Origin of the sequence: Xanthomonas sp., from assembly GCF_017163755.1 — a bacterium.
Classification (GTDB): Bacteria; Pseudomonadota; Gammaproteobacteria; order Xanthomonadales; family Xanthomonadaceae; genus Xanthomonas_A.
Genome location: NZ_JAFIWC010000006.1, coordinates 56513 through 76177, shown reverse-complemented (window position 1 = coordinate 76177; position 19665 = coordinate 56513). Strand labels below are relative to the sequence as shown.

Sequence of the window (19665 nt, the reverse complement as noted above, 5' to 3'; positions counted from 1 at the left end):
TTCCTGCCCCCATTGAAGCGGTCTTCTTGAAGCGACCTTTCTAGAAGCGGTTCCACCGCGCGCCGAAGTCAGGGGATTTTTTCACATGCAGTTGCGATTCTTCGCAGCATTCGGCGTGGCCGCGTGCTGCGCGCCGGCCGCGTTCGCCGCGGACACGCCCGCGACGGCGACGGCGCGTTTCGACGTGATGGCCTACCAGGTGCTTGGCAACACCCAGCTGAGCGTGGTCGAGATCGAGCGCGCGGTGTATCCGTTCCTCGGCCCGCAACGCAGCGAAGCCGACGTGGAGTCGGCGCGCGCCGCGTTGCAGACGCTGTACGCGGACAAGGGACTGGCCACGGTGGCGGTGAGCGTGCCCGAGCAGGACGCGGGCAGCGGCCTGGTCACGCTGCAGGTGAGCGAGCAGCGCATCGGCCGGCTGCGGGTGAGCGGCGCCGAGTATTTCTCTCCCGACGCGGTCGCGCGCGGCGCGCCGTCGTTGAAGGAAGGCGCGGTGCCCAACTTCAAGGACGTGCAGCGCGACATCGTCGCGTTGAACCAGCTCCCCGACCGGCGGGTCACGCCGGACATCAAGCCCGGCGCTGCACCGAACACGCTGGACGTCGACTTGAACGTGGACGACGAGCTGCCGTTGCATGGTTCGCTGGAGCTCAACAACCGCAGCAGCGCCAACACCACCGACCTGCGCCTGAACGCCACGCTGCGCTACGACAACCTCTGGCAGCGCGGCCACAGTTTCAGCCTGTCGGCGCAGACGGCGCCGGAGCGGCCGTCCGACGCCAGGGTGTTCTCGGCCTCTTACCTGGCACGCCTGACCGATTCGCCGTGGTCGCTGCTCGCCTACGCGGTAAGCAGCGACAGCGACGTCGCGGTGCTCAGCGATTTCAACGTGATCGGCAATGGCACCCTGGCCGGCGTGCGCGCGATCCGGGCGCTTCCGGCGCGAACCGGGTTCTTCCACTCGCTGAGCCTGGGCATCGACTACAAGCATTTCGAGGAGGAGTCGGATTTCGGCCTGACTTCGGACTCCGCGCCGATCGAGTACTACCCGCTCAACCTGGCCTACAACGCGGACTGGGTGGGCGAGCGGACGCACAGCAACTTCAGCGCCACGCTCACCGCCAATACCGGGGGGCTCGGCATCGGCGCCGACCGCTGCGGCAACACGCATTGCAACCCTCCCGCATCGGGCAGCTTCGACCACAAGCGCTACAACGCGCGGCCGAACTTCGCCCACCTGCGCCTGGAGGGATCGCATACGCGCACGCTGGGCCGGGATTTCCAGTTGTTCGGCCGCGCGCAGACCCAGCTGGCCGCAGAGCCGTTGATCAGCAACGAAGAAATGAGCATCGGCGGCCTGGACACGGTGCGCGGCTACAACGAAAGCGAGGCGCTGGGCGACTACGGCGTGACGGCGCAGCTGGAGCTGCGCAGCCCTTCGTTCGCCGGATGGTTCGGCACCTCCGCGCAGGAAGCGCGGGCGCGCGCCTTCGTCGACGGCGGCTACGTGCGCATCCACAAGCCGCTGCCCGAGCAGACCCCGAGCGAGACGCTGATCAGCGTCGGCATCGGCGCGACGGCCCAGGTCTTCGAGCATCTCAACGGTTCGATCGACCTCGCCGCACCGCTGTCGCGGCCCGGCGGCGACAACGCGCCGAGACAGGACGATTTCAACATGCTGTTCCGTTTATGGGGCGAGTTCTGATGCGGTGTCCATGCCCAGCCCCCGGTCATGAAGACATCGGCAGCCCGCTGTCCTATCGCGGCCCGGCACCGGTCCGCCCGCCGAGCGCCACGCGGCGCGCCGGCGCGACCGGTTCCGTCCGCGCCCACCCATCCACCCCTCATGACGAACGCACACCTGCGTTCGGGTCGACGCTCGGAGAACGAAAGATGGCGGTATACGCATTGCGCTTGATACTGGCGGCGGCGCTGCTGCTGGCAGCGCTCCCGGCCTCGGCCGCGACCTGGTGGGACGGCAAGTGGAACTACCGGGCCAAGCTCACCCTCGACACCACGTCCACCGGCGCGGCGCTGAGCCAGCCGCCCGGGCGTACCCAGGTGCTGGTGCGCCTGCACTCGGGCAACTTCAATTTCGCCGACGCCAAGGCCGATGGCAGCGACGTGCGCTTCGTCGCCGGCGACGACCGCACGCCGCTGAAGTACCACTTCGAAAAGTACGACGGCCTGGTCGACCAGGTGGCGCTGGCCTGGGTCGACCTGCCGGAGCTGCCGGCCAACGCGAGCACGCCGCTGTACGTCTACTTCGGCAATGCCGAGGCCAGCGCGGGCGCCGACGCCAAGGGCAGCTACGACGCCGACACGGTCGCGGTCTACCACTTCGCCAGCGCGCAGGCCGCCGCCGCCGACAGCACCGCCTACGCCAACAACGCCGCCGCGCCGCTGGACCTGGCCGACGCCGCGCTGATCGGCGCCGGCCTGCGCCTGGACGGGCGCGCGGCGGTGACGGTGCCGGCCTCGGCATCGCTGACCTGGCCGGCGGCGCAGCCGACCACCGTGTCGCTGTGGGCCAAGCCGGCCGGCGCCAACGCCTCCGGCGTGCTGCTGGCGCTGCCCGGCGCGCTGACCCTGCGCCTGGAGGAAGGCCGCGTGCTGGCCGAGTTCGGCGCGGCGGCGCCAGCCGCGCAGATCGCCGCCGCCACCGCGCTGCCGGCCGACGCCTGGGCGCATGTGGCGCTGCGCAGCGACGGCAAGACCGCCACCCTGTTCGTCAACGGCCAGCCCGCCGGCGACACCGCGGTGGCGCTGCCGGCCAGCACTGGCGGCCTGCTGCTCGGCGGCGAGCCCGGCGCGGCGCGGCCGAACTTCATCGGCCTGCTCGACGAGGTCGAAGTGGCCAAGAACGCCCGCCCGGTCGGCGCGATCGAAGCGGCGGCGCGCAGCCAGGGCGTGGACGCGCGGTTGCTGCGCTTCGATCCGGTCGAACAGCATTCGGGCGACGGTGGCCACAACTACTTCGGCATCCTGATCGCCGCGCTGACCCCCGACGCCTGGGCGGTGATTCTGATCCTGGCGGTGATGGCGCTGATCAGCTGGTGGGTGATGGTCCGCAAGGGCCTGTACCTCAACGCCACCGCCGGCGCCAACGCGCGGTTCCTCGACGTGTACCGCCAGCAGGTGGCGGCGCACCCGCTGCACGCGCCGCACTGGCAGCAGCTCGGCACGTCCGCCGGGGTCCGCTCCAACCTCGCGCGGCTGCTGCAGGTCGGCCAGCAGGAACTGCGCGAACGCCTGCAGGCCAGCGGCAGCAACGTGGTGCGCACGCAGTCGATCGCGGCGATCCGCTCGGCGCTGGACGCGGCCGCGGTGCGCGAAGGCCAGCGCATCCACAAGGGCATGGTGCTGCTGACCATCGCCATCTCCGGCGGCCCGTTCCTGGGCCTGCTCGGCACGGTGGTCGGGGTGATGATCACCTTCGCCGCGGTGGCCGCGGCCGGCGACGTCAACATCAACGCGATCGCCCCCGGCATCGCCGCCGCGCTGCTGGCCACGGTGGCCGGCCTGGCCGTCGCGATCCCGGCGCTGTTCGGCTACAACTACCTGCTCAGCCAGGCCGAAGCGGTCTCGGCGGACATGCAGGTGTTCGTCGACGAACTGGAAAAGCGCATCGCCGAAGACTATGCCGGCGACGCGCCGGCCCGCGCGGGCGGAGGCTGAGCCGATGAAGGTCCAAGGCAAGAAGCCCTACGACGACATCAACATCACGCCGATGCTGGACCTGGCGTACGTGCTGCTGGTGATCTTCATCATCATGACCACTGCCGCGGTGCAGGGCATCAAGGTCGAACTGCCCAAGGCCAGCGCGGCCAAGCCGCTGTCCGAGCCCAAGACCAAGGTCATCGCGATCGACAACAACGGCCAGGTCAGCCTGGACGCGGTGCCGGTGAGCATGAGCGAGCTGGAGCAGCAGCTGCGCAACGCGCTGGCCAGCGACGCCGAGTTGCCGGTGATGCTGCGCGGCGATCGCACCGTGCAGTACGAGAAGGTGATGGCGGTGCTGGACCTGTGCAGCCGGCTCGGCATCGCCTCGATCGGCCTGGCCACGCAGCGCCAGGCGGCCGGCTGAGTGGACGCGATGGACACGCTGCAGTACACCGACCCGCCACGCCGCTGGCTCAAGCTCGGTGCTGCGCTGCTGGCGTTGCTGGTGCTCGGCTGGCTGGTCGCGCTGCTGCTGCGCCCGCAGCAGGCGACGCCGACGCGCGCGCAACCGCCGCGCATCACCCAGGTGATGCTGCCGCCCCCGCCGCCTCCGCCGCCGCCCAAGCCCGAACCGGAACCGCCCAAGCCGCAGCAACAGCCGCAGCCGCTGCAGGCCGCCGAGCCGACACCGCAACCGAAGCCGGACGCCGAACAGACCCCGCCGGGGGATCCGCTGACCGCGCCGGCCGGTCCCGGCGACAACGCCTTCGGCCTGCAGGCCGGCGACGGCGGCGGCACCCGCATCGGCGGCAAGGGCGGCGGCGGCAGCCCGTTCGGCAGCTATGCGGCCAGCGTGCAGCGCGCGGTGCAGCAGCTGCTGCAGCGCGACGAGCGCACCCGCAAGGGCCGCTACAGCGCCACGGTGGCGCTGTGGCTGAACCCGGACGGCAGCATCGGCCGCCTGCAGATCCTGAGCTCGGCCGGCAAGCCGGAACTGGACGCGGCGATCGTGCGCGCGCTGCAGGACCAGCCGCTGCCGCAGGCACCGCCGCCGTCGCTGCCCCAACCCATCCAATTGCGCATCGGAGCCTTGGCTCCGGGGTGACGTCGTGTTTCGCACAAGGAACCTGAGTATGACTTTCCCGTTTCCGGCTTACCGTCCCTCCCGGCTGTGCCTGGGCCTGCTCGCGCTGCTGCTCACCCCGGGCGTGGCGCTGGCCCAGGCGGCCCCCGCCGCGATCGACCCGGCGCGGATCGATCCGCAGGTCACGCTGCGCCTGATCGACCTGCTGGTCGCCAAGGGCGTGATGACCCGCGCCCAGGCCGACGACCTGATCCGCGAGGCCTCCACCGCGGCGGCCGCCGCGCCGGCCGCGTCCGCCAAGCTGCCATACCAGACCCAGCCCGGTGCGGTGGTGGTGCCGTACGTGCCGGAGACGGTGCGCCAGCAGATCAAGGACGAACTGCGCGCCGAAGTCACCGCCCAGGCCAAGTCCGAGGGCTGGGCCACGCCCGGCGCGCTGCCGGAATGGACCCAGCGCCTGCGCCTGTACGGCGACCTGCGCGTGCGCGGCGAAGGCGTGTTCAACGCCGACGACAACTATCCGTTCTTCCCCGACTTCGGCGACATCAACGGCGGCTCGGGCTTCGACGTGGTCGGCACCAGCAACGCGCCGTTCGTCAACACCACCCGCAACCGCAGCCGCATGCGCGTGCGTGCGCGGCTCGGCGTGCAGGCGCAGATCGCCGACTGGGTGCAGGCCGACCTGCGCCTGGCCACCGGCAGCGACCGCAGCCCGGTGTCCACCAACCAGACCCTGGGCGGCAGCGGCAACCTGTCCAAGTACTCGCTGTGGCTGGACCGCGCCGCGCTGCAGCTGAGCCCCACCGAGTCGCTGAGCCTGTCCTTCGGCCGCTTCGCCAATCCGTTCTGGAGCAGCGAGCTGATGTTCGACAACGACCTCAACTTCGACGGCGTGGCCGCGCGCTACGACCTGGCCGGCCGCGACGACGATGCCGATTTCGCGCCATGGCTCAGCGCCGGCCTGTTCCCGGTCTACAACACCGATTTCGACTTCGGCTCCACCAGCACCGCCAAGACCCGCAGCCGCGACAAGTGGATGTACGGCGCGCAGCTGGGCGCGCGCTGGCGCTTCGCCGACGACGCGGCGCTGACCGTGGGCCTGGGCTACTTCCAGTACGACCAGTTCGAGGGCCAGCGCTCGTCGCCGTGCCTGGCGCCGACCTCGGCCGACAGCTGCGACAGCGACGGCTCGCGTCCGCAGTTCCAGCAGTTCGGCAACACCTTGTTCGCGATCCGCGACATCGTCGCCGACGCCGCCAACCCCAACGGCCCGCAGCTGCAGTACTACGGCTACGCCAGCAAGTTCGGCGTGGCCGACCTGCACGCGCAGCTGCAGCTGGACCAGTTCGATCCGGTCAAGGTGCTGATCGAGGCCGACGTGCTCAAGAACACCCGCTACAACGTCGCGCGCATCCGTTCGCTCGGCCCGGTCAACAACCTCGGCGACCAGGGCGTGTTCGACGGCGGCGACCTGGGCTACTACGTCAACGTCACCCTCGGCCAGCCCAAGCCGACGCAGCCGGGCGACTGGAACGTGAGCCTGGGCTACAAGTACCTGGAATCGGATGCGGTGCCGGACGGCTTCACCGATTCGGACTTCCACCTGGGCGGCACCAACGCGCGCGGGTTCATCGTCGGCGGCAGCTACGGCCTGGCCCGCAACACCTGGCTGGGCCTGCGCTGGCTCAGCGCCAACGAGATCTCCGGCGCGCCGTTCGCGGTGGACGTGCTGCAGCTCGACCTCGGCACGGAGTTCTGAGCATGCGCATGCCGAACCGCAAGGCCGGGTGGGTGGCGCTGGCGGCGCTGGCCGCGGCGATGCCGCTGCACGCGCAGGACAGCACCGAGGCGCGGCTGCGCGACGCGCTGCGCGACACCAGCGCGCGGCTGCGCCAGGCCGAGGCGGCGCTGGTGCAGCAGCAGCTGGCTACCGCCGCGGCCGAACGCGAGCGCGACGCGCTGCGTGCCGCGCCGGCGCCGCGTGCAGCGGCCGCCGACCCTGCGCGCGAGGCCGCGTTGCAGCGCCAGCTCGAGCAGGCGCGCCGCGAACGCGACGAGGCGCGCGCGCAGCAGCGCCAGCAGCAGGACGCGCAACGCCAGGCCGCGCAGGCGGCCGTGCAGCGCGAACAGGCGCAGGCGGCGCTCAACGCCGAACTGCAGCGTAACCGCACGCAGATGGCGCAGTGCGCGGCCGGCGGCGAGGCGCTGTACGCGACCGCGCGCGAACTGGCCGCGCTGTACCGCGACCCGGCGTTCGTGCGCTTCGTCCGCAGCCACGGCCGCGAGCTGTTCGGCATGGCGCGGGTGACCCGCGAGAACCGGGTCCGCGCGCTGGAGGACCGGTTGGCCGAACAGCATGCGCAGAACCAGGCGTGCGCCACCGCCACGGCTGCCGCGCAGGGCGCGGCGCCATGAACCGGATGCGCGGCGCGTGGGCGCTGGCGACGCTGGCCGCGCTGGCCGCGCGCGCGGACGCCGCGGAGGCAGCGTCGCCGCAGCCGGCGGCGGCGCCGTGCGTGCAGGTGCGCATCGGCGAGGACATCGCCGGCCGGCTGGACTGCCTCAACCAGGCGCTGCGCCAGGCCGCGGCCGGCGCACATGCCGCGGCCGCGCCGCAGCCCTCGCCGGCGGCCGCGCTCGACCCACTGCAATTGGGGCAGCCGAACCCGGCGGCCCTGCGCCAGCGCTACGGCAACGCGTATGGACGCTCGCTGTCGCCGCAGCGTCCGCTGCGGCACTACCCCGTTTCCTCCTTCGCTCCAGCGCGCTGACGCGCCGCTACCGGGACCATCGCCATGCATCGCAATCGCCGCGCCCACCGTCCTCTCCGTGTCCTGCTGCTGAGCGCGGCAATCTCGGCCGTGCTGGTCGGACGCACCCAGGCCCAGACCAGCCCGTTCGTGCGCCGCGGCGCCGATCCGGGCGCGCAAGCGGCCGCCGCCGCGCAACAGCAGGGGCTGGCCTCGGCGAAGGCGGGGCAGCTGGCGCAGAAGTCGTTGCAGGCGTTCCAGCGCGCCGCGCAGACGCGCCAGGCGCTGGATGCGGCGCAGGCCGCCGCGCGCGCCGCGGCCCAGGCCGCGCAGGCCGGCGCGGTGCCGGACGGCCTCGGCAAGGGCGCCCTGCAGCTGCCCGACGGCGCGATCATCGATCCGGGCGCGGTGCGCAGCGACGATCCGCGCCTGGGCCAGCGCAACGTCTGGCTGGGCGCGCGCGCGCCGACCCAGCAGGTGGTCGGCGGCGACACCCAGGTCACCATCCAGCAGACCCAGAAGAAGGCGATCCTCAACTGGGAAACGTTCAACGTCGGCAGCCGCACCCGCCTGCAGTTCGACCAGTCCGCCGGCGGCAGCGACGCGGCGCAGTGGATCGCGCTGAACCGGGTCAACGACCCGAGCGCGGCGCCGAGCAAGATCCTGGGCAGCATCCAGGCGCCGGGCCAGGTCTACCTGCTCAATCGCAACGGCGTGCTGTTCGGCGGCGCCAGCCAGGTCAACGCGCATTCGCTGCTGGTGTCCTCGCTGGACCTGTTCGACAGCAACCGCGCGCTCAGCGACCAGACCTTCCTCGCCCGCGGCCTGTTCGGCGTCGCCAGCCAGACCGGCGTGGTGCTGACCGGACTGGACGGCGTGGCCGCCGGGCAGACCCCGGGCGACATCCGGATCGACAGCGGCGCACGCCTGTTTAGCGGTAGCCAGGGCTACACCCTGATCGCCGCGCCGAACGTCAGCAACGCCGGCACGGTGACCGCGCAGGACGGGCAGGCGATGCTGGCGGCGGTGCTGGGGTTGCGGCAGAGCACGGCGTTGCCCAGCGCCGCCGGCAACGTGCTGCCGGTGGGCTTCAGCGGCTTCTCGCTGCCCGGCGCGGCAATGGGCCAGATCGGCATGCTGGACAACAGCGGCGTGGTCGCCGCAAGCCGCGGCGATGCGACCTTGGTCGGCTACGACCTGCGCCAGCGCGGCGTGGTCAGCGCCACCACCAGCATCAGCCGTCCCGGCAACGTGTCGCTGCTGGCGATCGACCAGAACGGCAGCTTCACCGACAGCGGCAACGTCAGCCCGATACCGCATCTGGGCGGGCGCCTGGAGTTGGCCGCTGGCGCCCTCACCGCGGTACTGCCCGAACGCGACGGCGAGACCACCACGTCCGGCGCCAGCGCCGACCAGGCCTTCGTCGCGCCATCGCTGACCCTGGCCGGCGCGCAGGTGCGGATCGGCAGCGACACGCAGGTGCTGGCCCCGGGCGCGACGGTGAACGTGACCGGCCTGGGCCGCAACAATGCGCCCAGCCGTGGCCGCGACCTGCTCAACAACCGCATCCTGGTGGAGGACGGTGCGCAGCTGAGCGTGTCCGGCCTGGCCGACGTGCAGCGCGACATGTCCAGCAACCTGGTCCAGATTCCGCGCGTGGGCCAGAACGAACTGGCCGACTCGCCGCTGCAGCGCGATGGCGCGCTGTTCCGCCAGGCGCTGCAATTCGACCGGCGCGCCAGCGGCACCCGCGCCGACGGCGTGACCTGGGTGGGCAGCCCGCTGCTCAACGCGCAGGGCTACGTCGACCAGGTGCCGCGCACCATAGACGACATGCTGCTGGACGGCGGCACGATCAACCTCCGCGGCAGCGACGTGGTACTGAATCCGGGCGCGCGGCTGGACCTGGACGGCGGCTACCTGCACGTGCGCGGCGGCATGGTGGAGACGCCGCGCCTGCTCGGCAGCGACGGCCGCCTGTACGACCTGGCCAGCGCCGATCCGTCGCTGACCTACGTGGGCATCGCCGGCGATCAGACCCACAACCACGCGCGCTGGGGCGTGACGGAGCGCTACAGCAATCCCCTGCTCGGCAGCCGCCGCTACTACGAAAGCGACTACCTGGAGGGCGGCGATGCCGGCAGCCTGAATATCGCGCTGGACCGCCACTACGACAACGAGCAGGGCCGCGAGACGCTGGGCGCGCTGGTGCTCGGCGGCGCGCTGTCGGCGCAGGCGGTGTCCGGCCGCTACCAGGTGTCGTCCGCCGCACCGGCGCGCGGCGGCGCGTTGCACCTCGACGGCGGCGATGGGCGCAGCTGGCAGATCGTCGCCGATACCTCGGCGCCGGCCGGGCTGGACCTGGACACGTCGGTGGAGGCGCTGCCCGACGCTGGCCTGGCGCCGCAGGATCCGCGCCATCCCGGCTACTGGTCGCAGTTGTCCGCACGTTGGGTGCAGGACGCCGGCCTGGCCTCGGTCGACGTGAAGACCGCCAACGGCGTCATCGAGGTCGCCGCGGACGCGCGCCTGCAGGTCGCCGATGGCGGCAGCATCGCGCTCGATGGCGGACGCGTCGACGTGCGAGGCACACTGATCGCGCGCGCTGGCGATATCGCGTTGGACAGTCTCGGTGGCGAACTGCGGATAGCCGCTCCCGGCGATGCGCTGCTGGCGTTCGGTCGCGGCGACCTGCTGGTCGGTGCCGGCGCGCTGCTGGACGTAAGCGGGCGCTGGGTCAACGACGACCGCCGCCTGACCCAGGCCCCGCAGGGCCAAGCCTTCATCGACGGCGGCACGCTGTCGCTGCGCACCCAGCAACGCGCGGACGCCGACGCCGACGGCGTCCGCCGCGACGGCACCGGTTCGATCCTGATCGCACCGGGTGCGGCGCTGCGCGCCAACAGCGGCGGCTACGTCGATGCCGACGGCGAACTGGCGATGCGCGATGGGCGCCCGCTGGGTCGCGGCGGCGACATCGGCCTGCAGACCTACCTGCGTCCATCCGGCGACAGCGCCGCCAGCCCGACCTACGTGGTGGACCTGGCGCCGGCCGACGGCGCCGGGCGCCTGCAGTTCGACCCGGCCAGCCTGCAGGCCGACAGCTTCGCCGGCGGCGGCACGCTGACGCTGCGCGCGCTGGGCGTGCAGATCGGCGGCGACGCGCCGGCCGATGCGCGCATCCTGCAACTGGATCCGGCGTTCTTCGCCGCGCACGGGTTCGGCGGCTACGACCTGGCCGCCGAACTCGACGCCGGCATCGCCACCGGCACCCAGGTGCGCGTTAGCCAGCGCAACCTGCTGCCCGACGTGCAGGCGCTGCGCGCCGCATCCAGCGACACCGACGTGCTGGCCGGGCTGCCGCGTGACGGCGGCAACGGCTACGTGCGCCTGGGCCAGTTGGACCCGTTCCATCGGCCGGCCACCGACTTCGCCCTGCGCGCCGGCGACTATCTCGGCCGCGTTGCCGGCAATCCCATCCGGAACGGCGCCTCGGGCACCCTGGAACTGGCGCAAGGCGCGCAGCTGACGCTGGATCCGGGTGCGACGGTACGGCTGGGCTCGCGCGGGCAGGTCAACGTCTTCGGCCAGATCAGCGCGCACGGCGGCGAGGTCGTGCTGTCCGGCGACACCAGCCAGCAGTCGGGGCTGTCCCCGCCACCCGACGGGGACAGCGGCCGCGCCTATGCCGATGCCGGCAAGTCGGTGTGGCTGGGCGCGGATAGCCGCGTGGACGTGTCCGGTATCGCCCTGCCCGATCCGGCACCCACGCTGCGCCCCAGCGAACGCGGACCGGTGGCCACGCGCGGCGGGCGCGTGCTCGGCGGTGGCACCGTCACCCTCAGCAACGACGGCGGCTACGTGGTCGTGGAGGCCGGCGCGCAACTGGATCTTTCCGGCGCCTCGGCCGTGTTCGACCTGCCCACCGGGGCCGGCCTGTTCGGCGGCGCCGCGCCGAGCCTGCAAGCGCAAAGCGTGTGGAGCGACGGCGGGCGCCTGACCCTGGCGGCCAGCGCCGGGCTGTTCTTCGACGGCCGCATCCAGGCCCACGGCGGTGCCGCACAGGCGCAGGGCGGCACCCTGGCGCTGCTGCCCCTCAGCCAGGCCGGCAGCCGCAATCCGAACGGATTCGCCGCCAAGGGCCTGATCTTCACCCAGAGCGACAGCCATCTGCCGGCCGGCGCACGGCCGGGCCAGGCGCTGGAGCCGACATTGGCCGCGCCCTCGGGGCTGCTGTACTTCGCGGCCGACCGGCTGGCCGACAGCGGCATCCAGACCCTGTACGCCGGCGTGCAGAACCCCAGCGGCAGCGACGCCACCCCGCCGCTGGTCCCGATCGGCTTCAGCGGCGACGTGGACCTGTCGCTGGCGCGCGCGCTGGTGTTCAATGCCCCGTCCTATTCGCTGCTGGCGCCGCAGGCCGACCGCTTCGGCGAACTCGCCGACCGCGGCCAGGTGACGCTGTCGGCCGCCTACGTCGGCCTCAATGGCTGGCGTCCCGCCACCGCCGATGCGGCCCTGCCCGAACCGCCGGCGCCTGGCGCCGCCACGTTGACGGTGCAGGCCCAGCACATCGACCTGGGCGGCCAGTTCGCGCTGAATGGCGTGGGCCTGGCACAGTTCCACAGCCAGGGCGACCTGCGGCTGCATACGCCCGCCGCCTACGCCTTCCAGGGGACCGACACGCCACTGCCGCGTGCCGGCGAACTGCTCACTGCCGGCAACCTGGAGTTCCGCGCCACGCAGCTGTACCCGGCCAGCGGCGAGACCTTCCTGATCCGTGCGCTGGGCGCGCCCGATCCGCAGACCGGGGTGCGCGCCGACACCCGCATCGACATCGCCGACCACGGCGGCAACGCGGCGCTGCCGCTGTCGGCGGGCGGTACGTTGGCGCTGGACGCCACCGAGATCGAACAGCACGGCACCGTGCGCGCGCCGGGCGGGCGCCTGCTGCTCGGGGCCGGCGCCACGGGCGAGGACGCCACCGCGCGCGCGCTGTTCGGCACGCGCACCCTGGCGCCCACGCGCCGCGTGAGCCTGGGCGCGGGCAGCGTCACCTCGGTGTCGCTGGCAGGTGCGGTGCTGCCCTACGGCAGCACGGTCGACGGCAGCCAGTGGCGCTACGGCGTCAACCCTCAGGCCAGCAACGCCGACCTCGCCGCGCCGCCGCAGAAACAGATCCGGCTGCAGGCCGCAGAGGTGGAACTGGGCGCGGGCGCGCAGATCGACCTGTCCGGCGGCGGCGACCTGCAGGCGATCGAATGGGTCCCCGGCACCGGCGGCAGCCGCGACCTGCTGTCGCGCTACAACACCAGCTACGCCAGCGGCAACGCACAGCAGGTACCGCTGTATGCGGACGCGCGCGAGGTGTACGCGATCGTTCCCGGCGTACAGACGCCGGTCGCAGCGACCGATGCGCTGTTCGAGCAGGGCGACGCGGCGCCGGCACTGGGACGCGCGGTGCAGCTGAGCGGCGTACCGGGCCTGGCCGACGGCGTCTACACGCTGCTGCCCGCCAAGTACGCCACCCTGCCCGGCGCCTATCGCGTCGTGGCGCGCAGCGGCAGCCAGGACGCGACCGCGACGCAGAACCAGATCGCGCCCGACGGCACCGCGATGGTCGCCGGCCACTACGTCGACACCCTCAGCGGCGCACGCGACGCGCGCAGCAGCCTGTTCGAGGTGCAATCGCGAGCGACCTGGGGCCAGTACTCCGAGTACACCCTGACCGGCGCCAACAGCTTCTTCGCCGGCCTGGCCACGCGCCAGGGCAACGCCACGCCGCAGCTGCCGCGCGACGGCGGGCAGCTGGTGCTGTCGGCGGACCAGCGCCTGCAGCTGGGCGCCACCCTCGCCACCGCCGCGGCCAGCGGCGGCGCCGCCGCGCAGGTCGACATCACCGCACGCGCGCTGCAGGTCCGCGGCCAGGGCCAGGCGGCGCTGGACGGCTACGTCAGCGTCGATGTCGCCGCGCTCAATGCGCTCAACGCCGGCAGCCTGCTGCTGGGCGGCACCCGCGAACAGACCGCCGCCGGCACGCTGCTGCACGTCGGCGCCGAGCACGTGCTGGTGAACAACGACGCGCGCGATCCGCTGCGCGCACCGGAACTGATCCTGGTGGCCGGCGCCAGCGCGGACGGCGGCGTGCAGGTCGCCAACGGCAGCGTGCTGCAGGCCCAGGGCGGCAGCGGCACGGCCAGTTCCACCGCACTGCTGATCGGCGACAGCGATCCGGCCGGTGCCAGCGGCGACGGCGCACTGCTGCGCCTGTCCAGCTACGGCGATGCGGCCCTGCAGCGTCGCAACGTTCCGGACGCAACGCTGGCGCAGGGCCGGCTGCGCGTGGGCGACGGCGCCCAGCTGCTCGGCGGCGCCTCGCTGAACCTGGATTCCACCGGCGACACCGAGGTCGCCGCCGGCGCCCGCCTGCAGGGCGATGCGATCACCGCCAGCGCCGGCCAAGTCCGCCTGGACGGGGCCGCGGCGGCGACCGATGCCGATGGCCTGGTGGTCGGCGCGGCCAGCCTGGCGCAGTTCGCCGACGCCAGGCGGGTCAGCCTGCGCAGCTACGGCGACATGAGCTTCGCCAGCGGCCTGGACCTGAGCGTGGACAACGCGCTGAACCTGAGCGCCGCGCGCTTCGTCGGCGACGGCAGCACGGTGCGGCTGCGCGCCGACCAGCTGACCCTGTCCAACGAGATCGGCACCAGCCCCGCCGCAGACGGCGCCAGCGGCGGTGGCCTGCTGCAACTGCAGGGACGCGAGGTGGCGTTCGGCAGCGGCGACAAGCGGCTGGCCGGCTTCGGCGCGGTCGCGGTCGATGCCGAGCAAGCCTTGTTCGTGCGCGGGCAGGGCGAGTTCGATTTCGGCACGCGCGAGGTGACGCTGCGCGCGCCCGTGCTGATGGCCGACGCCGGTGCCGACAACCGCCTGGTCACCCAAGGCGCGCTGCACCTGCAGCGCAACGGTGGCACCGCGAGCGCGGCGACGCCGCTTGGCGGCCGCGTCGGCCTGGTCGGCGGCAGCATCGACGGCGACGGCGCGATCCGAGCGCGCTCCGGCAGCGTCGACCTGCATGCCACCCACGGCGACCTGCGGCTGGATTCCGGCGCCAGCATCGACGTCTCCGGCACCACCCAGGTCTTCTTCGATACGCCGACCTACACCGCCGGCGGCGACATCGCGCTGCGCGCCGACCGCGGCGCGGTGACCGCCGCCGCCTCCACCTTGCTGGATTTCTCCGCCGCCGGCAGCGCCGATGCCGGTTCGCTCGACATCGCCACGCCGCTGGGCGCCGCGCGCCTGCTGGGCACGCTCGACGGCGCCGCCGGCAGCGGCCGCGGCGGCCGTTTCGCGCTGGATTCGGGCGCCGCGGTCGACCTGGACGCATTGGCGCCGCAACTGGCCGTCAGCGGCATCGACGGCGCCATCGACATCCATGCGCGCAGCGGCAATCTGAGCCTGTCCGCCGGCCGTTCGCTGCAGGCGCAACGCGTCAGCCTGACCGCCGATGGCGGCGCTGACGCCTTGCTGCGCGATGCCGGCAACGGCAACGTGCGCATCGACGGGCTGATCGACGCCTCCGGCACGCAGGGCGGCGACATCGCGCTGTGGGGCCGGCACGGCGTAGCGGTCAACGGCCAGTTGCTGGCGCGCGGCAGCGCCGCCGACCGGCGCGGCGGCAACATCGTGCTCGGCAGCAGCGGCCGCGAGGACGGCACGCTCAACGCCGAGCATGGCTACCAGAACGTGCAGGCCGCCGCGGCCGGCACCATCGCGATCGGCGCCGGCGCGCTGCTCGACGTCTCCGGCGGCAGCGCCGGCGGCCTGTCCGGCGGCAGCGTGCAGTTGCGCGCGCCGCTGCTGGCCGACGGCGAGGTCAACGTGACCATCGCCGACGGCGCGCGCATCGCCGGCGCCCGCGAAGTGGGCCTGGAAGCCTATGCGGTGTGGAGCACCACCGATGCCAGCAGCGACCCGACCCAGCATTTCGACGGCATCGTCGATCCGGCCGGCTGGTACGACGCGCAGGGCCAGCTGCTGCCCGGCAGCTGGACCGACACCGCCGGCAATGCCTTGGCTGCGCCGTCCACGCCGGCACAGTTGGCCGACTATCTGAGCCGCCACCTGTTCACGCCGGACGCGGCCAACGCCGCGCATCGCCAGTTCTACGGCTACCGCGACGACGCCACCGCCGCCCCCGGCACGCTGATGGGCTTCGTGCAGCAGCCCGGCTTCGCCTTCGCCGGACGCTTCGCCGGCATCGCCAACTTCCGCGCGCGGCCGGGCATCGAGCTGCGCAACCCGGACCCGGCGATCAACGGCGGCGCGATCAGCGTGCTGACCAGCTGGAACCTGGGTTCCGGCGCCACGCGCGACGCGCTGGATTTCCGCTACAACGGCGCCGCGCCGGTACTGACCCTGCGCGCGGCGCAGGAGGTGACGATCAAGGCCAGCCTCAGCGACGGCTTCTACCAGCTGCGCAATCCGTTCGGCAGCGGCGGCCCGCAGGCCAGTTACGACGATGCCGCGGGCCAGTACCAGGGATTGACCGAAATGTACCTGGGTTTCGGCCTGAGCATCGATGCGTTGATACCCATGCCGTCCGCGCAGGACGGCGACGACGCGCAGGCCCAGCAATACTACGGGCAATACCTGCAGCTGCTGGCGATGCTGCAGAAGCCGCAGTCGGAACTGAGCACCGATCCGACTATCCCGATCGGCCTGCTCGACGGCTTCCTGTTGTCATACGCGCCGGAGCTCGGCAGCGTGGTGGAACAATTCCCCGGCCAACCGGCGCCGCCGCCGTCGCCGACCGCGCCGGCCGACTATCCCGGCTACCTGGCCAGCTACGAGCGCTACGTGCTGGACCTGTACGCGTTCTGGAGCCAGACCGGCTTCGGCACGCTGCCGACCTACGTTCCACCGTCGTTGCCCGTGGTCGGTGCGCTGCTGCCCGCCGACACCCACAACACGCCGTCCTCGCTGCAGGCCAGCCGCAGCAACCCGCTGCCGCTGGCCACCGCCAGCCTGATCGGCGGCGACAGCAGCCGCTATCGCATCGTCGCCGGCGCCGATTTCGCCAGCGTGCGTCCCGACGCGTTGCGCCAGGACGCCGCCGCGGACGTGGTGCTCGACGGCCATCAGCGCTACCAGCAGGAAGGGCAGAAGGACGTGTTGCTGCCGACCGTGCTGCGCACCGGCACCGGTAGCATCCAGATCGCCGCCGCTCGCGACCTGCGCTTCGCCGATGCCGACGCACCCGCCAGCATCTACACCGCCGGGCGCCCGGCGGACGGCAGCGCGATCGGCACCGATACCTACGTGGCGCGCGGCAGCGTGGACAGCCGCGCCGCCGACGTGGTGATCGGCGCCCAGGCCAACGCCGAGGCCGGCGGCGACCTGAGCCTGCAGGCCAACCGCGACATCGTCGGCAACCGGCAGATCTTCGACACCGACGGCAGCCGCAGCGGCGTGGTCGGCAACTACGTCGGCCAGTACTGGTGGCCGTGGATGCAGCTGGGCAATCCGCTGGGCGCCGACGGCACCCCGGTCGCCGCGCAGATCAACTACGGCGGCTTCGCCCAGGGCGTGATGAGCAGCGGCGGCGATGTCGCCGTGGACGCCGGTCGCGATATCCGCGAGCTGTCGGTGTCGCTGCCGACCAGCTACATCGAAGACGCGCAGGGCCGCCGCGTCTTCGGCGGCGGCAACCTGAGCGTGGATGCCGGCCGCGACGTGCTCGGCGGCGATTATTTCGTCGCCAACGGCGAAGGCCGCCTGCGCGCCGGCGGACGCCTCGGCACCGCCTTCGATCTGCAGGCGCAGGGCTACGACGGTGGCGGCGAACTGCGCCAGGTCGAAAGCGCGGTGGATCCGGTCTTCGCGTTGCAGGATGCGCAGTGGTCGATCCAGGCGCGCGGCGATGCGGCGATCGGCGCGATCGTCAACCCGACCTACGTGATTCCCAACGAAGGCGGCATCCCCGCGCTGCTGGCGACCGACCGGATCAGCCAGGACTACAGCGCCGATTCCAGCGTGCAGATCGCCGCGCTGGACGGCGACATCCGGCTGAAGACGCTGAAATTGCCCGGCCTGCTGTTCGGCTTCGGCGAGCGCGACAACAACCGCCCCCTGCCCGACAGCGTCGCGCTGAGCCAGCAGGTGTTCGACAACGTGCTGCCGGCGCGGCTGGAAGCGATCGCGCAGCATGGCGCCATCCAGGTCGAGGGCGCCGCACGCCTGTTCCCGTCGGCGACCGGGCAGTTGGCGTTGCTCGCGCGCGACGACATCGCGCTGTTCAACGACAGCGTGCTGCCCGGCACCTCGCTGTGGATGCTCGATGCGCCAGGTGCCTATGCAGGCAACGACCTGAGCGTGCCCGACCGCAACCAGTTGTTGAACCTGCATCGCAACGACGCTGCGCCCGCGCTGCTGTACAGCCTCGACGGCGACATCGTCAACGGCTTCGCCGCCGACGGTTATCGGCTCAATCCGCTGACGCTCGATCTGCCCAAGCCGGCACGGATCCGCGCCGGGCGCGACATCGTCAACCTCGACCTGCGCGCGCAGAACTATCGTGCCGGCGACGTCACCCGGGTGGTGGCCGGACGCGACCTGTACTACACGCCGATCCAGGGCGCGCCGCTGGATCCCGGCTACGTCGCGCGCTGGGGATGGCTGCAACTGGGCGGGCCTGGCACCTTCGAAGTACAGGCCGGGCGCAACCTGGGGCCGTTGACCTCGGCCAACGAGGCGCTGGCCGCCGTACAGGGGGCGAACATCGACGCCCTGGCCGGCGGCATCCGCACCATCGGCAATCGCAACAACCCCGGCTTGCCCAGCACCGGCGCCACGCTGGTAGCGCGCTTCGGCGCGGCTCCCGGCGAGGACGCCGATGCGTTCACCGCGTTGTACCTGGACCCGGCCAGTGCGCAGAGCCAGGATGCCTACCGCCGCTGGCTGGTGGAGTTCGTGCTGCAGCAGCGCAACGACGCGCGCGAGCGCGAGGGCCAGGCGCCGCTGCAAGACTTGCCGGTCGCGCAGGCCTGGACCGCGTTCCAGCAACTGCCTGGCGAGGACCGGCGACTGCTGGTGGAGCGCGTGTTCCTGGACGTGCTCAAGCAGGTCGGCGAAGGCTATGCCGACCCGGCCAGCGCCGACTACCAGCAATACGCACGCGGCTACCAGGCGATCGAAGCCCTGTACCCGGCGCGACTGGGCTATACCGCCAACAACCTGCAAGGCGGCGCCAACGGCGCGGCCGCGCGGGTGGACACCGGCGCGCTGGACATGCGCGGTTCGACCTTGCAAACCGAGGAAGGCGGCGACATCCGCGTGCTCGGGCCGGGCGGCGGCATGCAGGTGGGCAGCGCGCTGGCACCGCCGGCGGTATTCGATACGCAAGGCACCGTGCTGATCGGCCCGGCCCAGCAGGGCATCCTGGCGCTGGGCCAGGGCGACGTCGGCGTATTCACCGATGCCAGCGTGCTGCTTGCGCAGAGCCGCATCTTCACCCAGCGCGGCGGCGACCTGGCGATGTGGAGCTCCAACGGCGACATCAACGCCGGCAAGGGCGCCAAGACCAGTTCGGAGAAGTCGCGCGCCAGCTATCAGTGCGACCTGGACCGCTACTGCACCCTCAACGCGCGCGGCCAGGTCAGCGGCGCCGGCATCGCCACCTTGCGCGTGGACCCGGCCGATCCGCAGGGCGACGTGGTGCTGGTCGCGCCGCGCGGCACGGTGGATGCGGGCGACGCCGGCATCCGCGTCAGCGGCAACCTGATCGTGGCGTCGCAGTTCGTGGCCAATGCCGACAACATCCAGGTGCAGGGCGATACGGTGGGCGTAGGCAGCGCGCGCGGCGTCGATGGCGGCACGCTGAGCGCGGCCTCCAACGCCGCGGCCGCGGTGTCCGACGCGGTCGGCGACATGGCCTCGCGCGGCAACACCCCGCCGCGCGAGGCGCCGTCGGTCATCACCGTGCAGGTCATCGGTCTCGGCGATTGCGCTATGGACGACCCGCGTTGCCAGCCCGGCCCATGACATTGCGACGACATGGGCCGGACCCGCGGCCGGCCCATGTCCGAACCGATAATCTCCGTCGCATTATGTAGACAAAGAAAAATATAATCGGCGTGAATCTGTTCGGATCGTTATGTTTCCGTA

At 72.3% G+C, this 19665-nt stretch carries 8 protein-coding genes; all 8 read left to right on the top strand.

Annotated elements, in window-relative coordinates; all coding sequences use genetic code 11:
* Window positions 1-85 precede the first annotated feature (85 nt).
* The 8 genes from JR065_RS05645 to JR065_RS05610 all read left to right on the top strand — a co-directional run bounded on the left by JR065_RS05645 (window position 86) and on the right by JR065_RS05610 (window position 19542).
* A complete protein-coding gene (locus JR065_RS05645; protein WP_206232901.1) occupies window positions 86-1705 on the top strand; it encodes a ShlB/FhaC/HecB family hemolysin secretion/activation protein in 1620 nt (539 codons plus the stop codon).
* A 188-nt stretch (window positions 1706-1893) separates the two neighbouring features.
* Window positions 1894-3678 (top strand): DUF2341 domain-containing protein, encoded by a 1785-nt coding sequence (locus JR065_RS05640; RefSeq protein ID WP_206232900.1) that lies wholly within the window; start codon window positions 1894-1896, stop codon window positions 3676-3678.
* Window positions 3679-3682: 4 nt separating this feature from the next.
* Window positions 3683-4087: an ExbD/TolR family protein gene (locus JR065_RS05635; RefSeq protein ID WP_206232898.1), complete on the top strand. Its 405-nt coding sequence runs from the start codon at window positions 3683-3685 to the stop codon at window positions 4085-4087.
* Between the two features lie 9 nt (window positions 4088-4096).
* Window positions 4097-4768 carry a TonB family protein gene (locus tag JR065_RS05630; RefSeq protein ID WP_206232896.1) on the top strand — a complete coding sequence of 224 codons (672 nt, stop codon included), beginning with the start codon at window positions 4097-4099 and terminating at the stop codon, window positions 4766-4768.
* Window positions 4769-4796: 28 nt separating this feature from the next.
* A complete protein-coding gene (locus JR065_RS05625; protein ID WP_206232895.1) occupies window positions 4797-6506 on the top strand; it encodes a putative porin in 1710 nt (569 codons plus the stop codon).
* Between the two features lie 2 nt (window positions 6507-6508).
* A complete protein-coding gene (locus JR065_RS05620; protein WP_206232893.1) occupies window positions 6509-7162 on the top strand; it encodes a hypothetical protein in 654 nt (217 codons plus the stop codon).
* A complete protein-coding gene (locus JR065_RS05615) occupies window positions 7159-7518 on the top strand; it encodes a hypothetical protein (RefSeq protein ID WP_206232892.1) in 360 nt (119 codons plus the stop codon). The genes JR065_RS05620 and JR065_RS05615 overlap by 4 nt, the downstream gene beginning before the upstream one ends.
* A 24-nt stretch (window positions 7519-7542) precedes the next feature.
* Window positions 7543-19542, top strand: a complete 12000-nt coding sequence (locus tag JR065_RS05610; protein WP_206232890.1) for a filamentous haemagglutinin family protein — start codon at window positions 7543-7545, stop codon at window positions 19540-19542.
* The last annotated feature ends 123 nt before the right edge of the window (window positions 19543-19665 follow it).